Source organism: Microbacterium sp. zg.Y909, assembly GCF_024626565.1.
Map to the genome: position 1 here is coordinate 1 of NZ_JANJFJ010000203.1, position 8,011 is coordinate 8,011.

An 8,011-nucleotide genomic window follows, 5' to 3' on the forward strand; every position below is an offset into this window, starting at 1 on the left:
TCTTCGCCGAGCCGTGGTGGGTCTGCTTGCGCGACTGCTTCTCGATAGCGCGCGCTGCGGCATGGGCGAAGTCCGAGGTCAGTCCCTTCAGCGGCACATCGGCCGTGACCTGGTCATACCAGACGTCGAGCTCTCCCATGCGGGCGTACCGTCGCATCGCCTTGCGGTATCCCGTCAGGACTGCGGCTGCGGCATCCTCACCGCAGGTGCCGCCGAGTCGCTCCGAGTCGGCGAGCACGTGCACGCTGGCGACGAGGCGCTTCAGATCCCATTCGAAGGGCCCCGGGAGAGTTTCGTCGAAATCGCGCGCGTCGAACAGCAGACTCCGCTCCGGCGAGGCCCACAGACCGAAATTGAGGATGTGCGCATCGCCGCACATCTGCACCGTGAGTCCCGAATGCGGCGCAGCGGCGAGGTCGGCGGCCATCACGGCTGCGGCGCCGCGCAGGTATGCCCAGGGGGAGGATGCCATCCGCGCATACCTCAACGGCAGAAGCCGTGCGTCGCGGATCGCTTCTTGCGCACGTAGTCGATCGACAGCTCGCATCTGCCGGACGGCGGGGTTCCCCGCGCCCGTACGAGAGAGGGCTTCGGCTGCGGGGCTCATCGACCGCGCTCCTCGGCGATGGAGTTGGCGCCGTCGATCGTGATGAGCTGCCCGGTGATGTACGACGCGCCTTCGCCGGCGAGAGATGCGATCACGTATGCCACCTCGTCTGCGGTGCCGGATCGGCCGACCGGTGTGGCCGCCCCCATCCGCCGTTCCTGATCGGAGGCGGATGCCGTGTCGATCCACCCCGGAGCGACGGCGTTCACCGTGATGCCGGCCGCGGCCATTTCGATCGCCGCCGCGCGCGTCAGTCCGACGATCCCGGCCTTCGCCGCGTGGTACGCGACATCGCCCTGGTATGCCGCGACGGGCCCCGACACAGAGGACACGTTGACGACGCGCCCGTAGCCGGCGGCCTGCATGGGGCCCGTCACCGCGCTGGTCATCAGGAACATCGTGGTGAGGTTCCGATCGAGCGAGGCGTGCCAGTGGCCGAGGACCGTTCTGCCGTTCCCGCCCGGAGCGTACGAGTCGGACACGGCCGTCATCCCGGCGTTGTTGACGAGGATGTCCACTCCGCCGAAGAGATCCCGCGCACACGCGACGACCGCGTCCGCGCCGCCCTGATCGGTGAGGTCGGCGACCACCCCTTCCGCTCGGATGCCCGCGTCGCGCAATTCTGCGACCCGCTCGAAGATGCGAGCCGTCGTCGATGTGATCACCACGTGGTTTCCGGCGAGCCCGAGAAGACGCGCTGACGCGAACCCGATTCCGCGAGCGCTCCCCGCGCCGGTGACGATCGCGACTCGCTGTCTTCGAGTTGTCATGGTGAAGGTCTCCTGTGGGCATTCGACCGCCGGAGCGGCCGGGACGACGTCGACACGGCGAGTCAAGACCGTGTGGTCGCCACAGGGTCAAGCGTGGCGCAACGGCAAAACGATCGCCGTGCTCGTCCGCAGTAGCCTTCGGAACGCGTGCCTCAGCCCGCATGGGACATGGCCTTTCTCCGAGCGGGGCTGGACCGATAACGTCTGGACGGTGACCACCCCGTCAATGGATGCCGCTGGGCCGAGCACGACATCGGCGCGCCCCGAACGCGGGCAGACGGCGGCAGTAGCGGTCGTGGTCGTGCTCGGAGGACTCCTTGCCTTCCTCTTCGCGGGGGGCTCAGTTGGCCTTGTGCGCGGAACGCTTCACTTCAACTGCTCGTGGAACATCGGCGGTGAATGGGGTCCGGACGGCACCTGGGCGTGCGCGGACGGCATCGGATACCTCGGGGTGGTCGTCGTGCTTGGCGGGATGTCGGGTTTGCTTCTGCTCGCCGGGCTTCTCGTCGCCGTCGCCCGGCCGTCGACCGGTCGCTCGGTCGTGTATCTCGTCTTCGCGGCAGTCTCACTGGCGTGGGTGGGCTTCTGGACGTTCTATGCCGCAACTGCTTACACCGGTCCGCGACCCGACGACGAGACGGGTGTAAGCCTGTGGATCTCGACAGTGCTCCTCGGTCTCGCGACGTGCGCCCTCGCACTGCTCGTAGGAGCTGTGGGAGCCTTGACGTCGCGCCGCTGGTCGCCACTGGTGCTGTGGGTCGGCGTGGGTCTGATGCTCCTTGGCACCGCCCTCGCGCCCGGCATCGCCATCGCGTCCTTCGTCTCCGGCGCGATGCTGGCAGCTGCTGGCGTCGAGCGGCACCGAAGGCGCTGACGACCGGCACGCGCAGATACTCGGCGCGCTCGTGGAAGTCGAAGAGCTTCTCGAGCCCCCAATGCTCGAGCGACAAGCTGTTCTCGGCGTCCATACCCAGGAGGTGCGTAGAGCGCCGCCCGGCCATCCGGGGGCAACCGAGCGGAACAGCGGGGACTTACCGGTCGGGCTGCGCCCTGCCGCCACTCCACGCCCCGCTGCGCGAGCCGCGGAGCCTCCGGCGGCAGGGGCCCGCCTGATGATCGCTCGCGGCAACGACGAAGGGCCGGCTCCGAGGAGCCGACCCTTTGCCATTACCGGTGGGCTGTTGGCAGAACCTGCCCTGATGCGGATCGCGGCCGGATGCCGTTCCCGCGTTTCCTGTAACCACTCCTCGTTCTTCCTGTAGGGGTGAGCGCGGGGCCATCCGTCGCGTTGCCGGACGCGACGCCGCCAGCTCCCGTGACGCTGGAACATGCAAGCGGCGGTCGGCTCTCTCTCAACTCAGGTGTCCGGAAGAGCGGGTCGGGCTCCGAGCGATCCTGTGGCTAACCGGCGAGTCGCCGGACCCCCACCGGTGAGACACGCGCACGGTTTCGTGCACATCATCTCTAGTCTCTGCTGGCGCGATAACGCAGGAAGATCGCCAGAGTCACGACACCAAAGGTGATGAGTATCGGCCCTGTCACGTATGAGGGGAACCAATTGCTCGCGCCCGTGATGAGGACTATTGCCCCCAGAACGATGCAGAGTACGGCGCAGAGGGAGAGCACCCAGACTACAAATGCGCGCGTCTTGTCTTGAGCCACGGTCACTTCCTAACAGGTGAAGATATAGGTGTACGCCCCGATGTTCGCGCCCACTAGCCCGCCGACGAGCGTGGCCGCGGCTCCTACCGGGGCGGAGACTGGCACGAACGCCCCGACGAAAAGGGCTACCGCACCGGTGGCCAAGCCCGCGACGGTCCCGGCGTCCGCAGTCACACTCAAAGCTTCGGTGAGAGTGCACCTGCCGGTCGGATCACTGTTGTTGATGGGGTCGCAGCCGGCGTACGCGTATCGGTTGGCGTTGGTGGGGTCGAGGGGTGCGTCGAGGGTGTCTTGTTGGGTCCAGCGCCCGAGGGTTGGGTTGTACCAGCGGTTTCCGAAGTGCACCCACCCACGGGCGTTGGTCGCTTGACCTGCCGGATCACAACTCCGGGAGGCGGCCAACCTGAGGTTGTCCCGAGGGTCACGCCGACGAGTGCGCGCACCACCCAGAGATCTAGCCCTCCTCATCGTTGCGTATCGGTCACCATCCGAGCTCAAGGAGGCATCTTTCTCAACACACTCCGTGCCCAAAAGATCCAACAGATAGCGATCAGCAACGACAGAACACTCAGCCACCATTCGCGAGTCAAGACCCCTATCACGATGATGAGCAGATGTAGCGTCAGCGCCAGGATCGCGAGAGTCCAAAATGTTGCACGCTGGTTCATCCGCACGCACTCACGGTTCCGGCGAGACTCGCACCAATTAATACGAACTCCGCGATGGCCAATGCAGTGGCCCCCGGGGCCACGACGCCCCCTGAAGCGACGGTGCCGACTGCTCCCGCTATAACGGTCACCTCAAAGAGAACTATGGATCCGACTGTCCCGAAGATGCTCAAGCCGCAGTCGAAAGAAATCCTGCCTGTCGGGTCGGTGTTGTTGATGGGGTCGCAGCCGGCGTACGCGTATCGGTTGGCGTTGGTGGGGTCGAGGGGTGCGTCGAGGGTGTCTTGTTGGGTCCAGCGCCCGATAGCTGGGTTGTACCAGCGGTTTCCGAAGTGCACCCACCCGGTGGCGCGGTCCTGGATGCCACCCTGGAATAGGAACGGGTTCTGGGAGAGCCCGGTGCCACCGCTGTTGGAGGTGACGGTCGGGAGCCCGTACGGGTCGTACTGGTAGGTGTAGCCGGTCCCGGCGAAGTCGCGGAGGATGGCGGTGGGGTTTCCTGTGCCGTCGTAGACATACAGGCTGACGGTGCCGGTGGAGGTGCGCAGCATCAGCGGCTGCCCGGTGACCGGGTCGTTGTCGACGTACGCGGTGACCGAACCGATCTTGGCTTGCTCGATGACGGGTTGGCCGACCTGGTTGGTGCGACCGTAGACGAGGTTGTAGGTGGCGGTGGGAGTCTGCTGCTGCAGCACCTCGACCGTTCCCGCCAACCATCCGCGCGCGTACGTGCCGACACACTCCCCCCAACCGTCGTTCCCCCATGAACATCCCGCACCAGCGGCCCAATCTGCATGACGCGTGCCTGAAAGCTAGCGCATAGCAACCGGCAAGGTAAAGGATTCTGTGAACAGGCATCCAGCACGCTCACCAACGCAAAACAAGAAGGGCACCGGCTCGAAGCCAGTGCCCTTCTCGTTTCTCGACCGTTTTGCAATCAGTATTGCCAACGGCCCACCGGTGGGCTGTTGGCAGAACCTGTCCTGGTGCGGATCGCGGTGGTGTGCCGTTCCTGCATTTCCTGTAACTGGTGCTCAGTTTTCCTGTAAGCAAGTGGACCTGGCCGGCCGCAGTCGATCTGTGGGGGACCGCACTGCTAGGGGCGGTTGGACCTGCAGCCCTGGTCGCCTCGAGGGCCATCCGGCCCCCGAGGCCGTCAGTCAGGCCGTCTCCAGTTCGATCACGATCTCCTTGAGCATTTCGATGAATGCCGATGTCGTCGTACGTCATGGCGAGGGACACGGAGAACTCTCCGCGGTGGACGGGGAAGAAGCCTCGGATGGCGAGCTCAAGCGAGATGATCTGGGTCTTCTCGGAGTCGAGGTGGCGCGCACCGCCCCCTCACCTCTCCCCCAGAGCCCCACGGATACACTCGACCGATGCCCGGAACCCCGAACGAACCGACCGATGCGTTTGTCCGCGTTCGCGGCGCCAACGAGAACAACCTCAGGAACGTCGACGTCGATGTGCCGCGCGACAGGATCGTCGCGTTCACTGGCGTCTCCGGATCGGGCAAGTCATCCCTGGCATTCGGCACCATCTTCACCGAGGCCCAGCGCCGCTACCTCGAATCCGTCGCCCCCTATGCACGGCGCCTCATCCAGCAGGGTCATGATCCGCACGTCGAGTCGATCTCGGGCCTACCCCCAGCCGTCGCACTGCAGCAGCGCCGCGGCGCCCCCAGCTCGCGATCGAGCGTCGGTACCGTCACCACACTGTCGAACTCGCTCCGGATGCTGTTCTCCCGCGCCGGCACCTTCCCCGAAGGGTTCACGACGCGCCTCGACTCCGACGCGTTCTCGCCGAACACCGCAGCCGGCGCCTGCCCCGAGTGCCATGGCATCGGCGTCTCGCACACCGTCACCGAGGATTCGCTGGTACCCGATCCCTCGCTGAGCATCCGCGATGGCGCCATCGCCGCCTGGCCGGGTGCGTGGCAGGCGAAGAACCTGCGAGACATCACCATCGCGCTCGGGTACGACGTCGAGCGCCCGTGGCACGACCTCGATCAGGCCGACCGCGACTGGATCCTCTTCACCGACGAACAGCCGGTCGTGCAGATCACCCCTCAGCGCGACCGCGTGGCGAAGCCCTACAACGGCATGTTCTGGAGTGCGAAGAAGTACGTCTTCCACACGCTGGCCGACTCGAAGAGCCAGATGATGCGCTCGAAAGTGTTGCAGTTCGTGCGGTCGGGCCCGTGCCCGCTCTGCCACGGCACAGGTCTTCGCCGCGAGGCACTGGCCGTCACGTTCGCCGGGCGCACGATCGCCGAGCTCAACGCCCTCCCGATGGCCGAACTCGCCGAGGTGCTGCGCCCGACCACGCAGCTCACGGATGCGGCTCACGCGCTGCCGACCACGCTCTCCGGCGAGCGCACCGATGTTGCCGTCGCTCTCACCACCGATCTACTGGCGCGCATCACCGTGCTCACCGACCTCGGCCTCGGGTACCTCGGGCTCGGCCGGGTGACGACCACGCTCTCCCCCGGCGAGATGCAGCGGCTGCGGCTCGCCACCCAGCTGCGGTCAGGGCTCTTCGGTGTCATCTACGTGCTCGACGAGCCGTCGGCCGGCCTGCACCCCGCCGATGCGGAGCCGTTGCTCGATGTCTTGGAGCAGCTCAAACGCTCGGGCAACTCGGTTTTCGTGGTCGAGCACAACATGGATGTCGTCCGCCACGCCGACTGGATCGTCGACGTCGGCCCCGGAGCGGGCGAGGGCGGTGGTGACGTGCTCTACAGCGGAGCGGTCGACGGACTCGCCGCGGTCGAAGCATCCGTCACCCGGCCGTTCCTCTTCCCTGATCAGGGCACCGCGGCGGCAGACCGCCGCGACGTGCGCGAGCCCGCGAACTGGCTCACCGTCGAGGGCATCACGCTGCACAACCTCGCCGACGTCGATGCGGCCATCCCGCTCGGCACCTTCGTCGCGGTCACCGGTGTCTCAGGGTCGGGCAAGTCGACGCTCGTGAGCCGCGTGCTGCGTGATGTCGTGCGCGAGCATCTGCGCTCCGGCCGCGACGACGGCATCGATGATCCGGACGACGACGCCACGACCACCGACCCCGCAGGCGATGACGCAGGTCTCACCGAGGCGACGCTCCCGGATGCGCACGCCGACACGCTGACGGTGCGCCGTGCCACGGGGCTCGAGCACATCGACCGCCTCGTGCGCGTGGATCAGAAGCCGATCGGACGCACCCCTCGATCGAACCTGGCGACATACACGGGCCTGTTCGACGCGGTCCGGACGACCTTCGCGAAGACCGACCTCGCTCGGGAGCGCGGGTATACCGCCGGACGCTTCTCGTTCAACGTCGCCGGTGGACGCTGCGAGACCTGCCTCGGCGAGGGGTTCGTGTCGGTGGAGCTCCTCTTCCTGCCCGGCAGCTATGGTCGCTGCCCGACCTGTCACGGCGCCCGGTACAATGCAGAGACTCTCGAGGTCGCCCACAACGGCAAGACGATCGCCGATGTGCTCGCGCTGACGGTCGAGCAGGCATCCGACTTCCTCGCGCCGGTGCCGGCGGCTGCCCGCAGCCTGCAGGCCCTCCTCGACGTCGGACTCGGCTATCTGCGACTCGGGCAGCCCGCGACCGAGCTGTCGGGCGGCGAGGCACAACGCATCAAGCTGGCGACGGAGTTGCAGCGTGTGCGCCGAGGCCACACCCTCTACCTGCTCGACGAGCCGACGACGGGTCTGCATCCCGCCGATGTGCGGCGGCTGCTCGCGCAGCTGCACGCGCTGGTCGACTCGGGAGACACGGTCGTGGTCGTCGAGCACGAGATGGATGTCGTCGCCGCCGCGGACTGGATCATCGACCTCGGCCCGTCGGGTGGAGATGCCGGCGGACGCATCGTCGCGACGGGAACACCGGATGCCGTGGCGAAAGACCCCGCGAGCCGCACGGCGCCGTATCTCGCCGAACGCCTCAGCCTTTGACCCGTCTCGTCGGCGAAGCTGATCGCGGGTCGCCCGGTGAAGGTGCACACGACCGTCCGGGTCCTACGGTCACTTGCCAATCTCAGTGAATCCTCACAACTCAAGGCCGGCACTTCTAGCCGGGCTCACCCGACTGTGCCCGTTGGAGGACCGGCAATCGGTCGCAAAATTAGTTTCGAAGTCCCGCGCCCTCTATCTGGTTGCGCCGCTGTGGACTTTAAGCGGCTTGCTCGGGGCTGGCGGGTTCCGCGCCGTCTGGCCAGGCTGCCAGGCACACCTTGTTTCCCGACCGGTCGGCGAGGATCCATCCGCTGGGCGCCTCGACGGATTCAACCACCCGGCCCCCCGCGGCCACTGCCG

At 66.8% G+C, this 8,011-nt stretch carries 6 protein-coding genes; 2 read left to right on the forward strand and 4 right to left on the reverse strand.

The annotated features are described in order from the left end of the window. Both NQ160_RS14350 and NQ160_RS14355 read right to left on the reverse strand, forming a co-directional pair. On the reverse strand, positions 1–472 hold a 472-nt coding region (locus NQ160_RS14350; RefSeq protein ID WP_257515887.1), incomplete at its 3' end, for a DUF2252 domain-containing protein. 131 nt (positions 473–603) lie between these two features. Beyond that, positions 604–1,377: an SDR family NAD(P)-dependent oxidoreductase gene (locus NQ160_RS14355; protein ID WP_257515888.1), complete on the reverse strand. Its 774-nt coding sequence runs from the start codon at positions 1,375–1,377 to the stop codon at positions 604–606. A gap of 211 nt (positions 1,378–1,588) precedes the next feature. On the opposite strand from NQ160_RS14355, the gene NQ160_RS14360 reads away from it, so the two are divergent. Continuing rightward, the gene (locus NQ160_RS14360) at positions 1,589–2,251 is read left to right on the forward strand and encodes a hypothetical protein (RefSeq protein ID WP_257515889.1); all 663 of its coding nucleotides are present in this window, start codon (positions 1,589–1,591) and stop codon (positions 2,249–2,251) included. Between the two features lie 797 nt (positions 2,252–3,048). On the opposite strand, the gene NQ160_RS14365 is transcribed toward NQ160_RS14360, so the two are convergent. Both NQ160_RS14365 and NQ160_RS14370 read right to left on the reverse strand, forming a co-directional pair. Next, the gene (locus NQ160_RS14365) at positions 3,049–3,618 is read right to left on the reverse strand and encodes an RHS repeat-associated core domain-containing protein (RefSeq protein ID WP_306853442.1); all 570 of its coding nucleotides are present in this window, start codon (positions 3,616–3,618) and stop codon (positions 3,049–3,051) included. 85 nt (positions 3,619–3,703) lie between these two features. Then, positions 3,704–4,420, reverse strand: coding sequence for an RHS repeat-associated core domain-containing protein (locus tag NQ160_RS14370; RefSeq protein ID WP_257515890.1), 717 nt, complete (start codon positions 4,418–4,420; stop codon positions 3,704–3,706). A gap of 666 nt (positions 4,421–5,086) precedes the next feature. On the opposite strand from NQ160_RS14370, the gene NQ160_RS14375 reads away from it, so the two are divergent. Beyond that, a complete protein-coding gene (locus tag NQ160_RS14375; RefSeq protein WP_257515891.1) occupies positions 5,087–7,651 on the forward strand; it encodes an excinuclease ABC subunit UvrA in 2,565 nt (854 codons plus the stop codon). Positions 7,652–8,011: the final 360 nt, after the last annotated feature.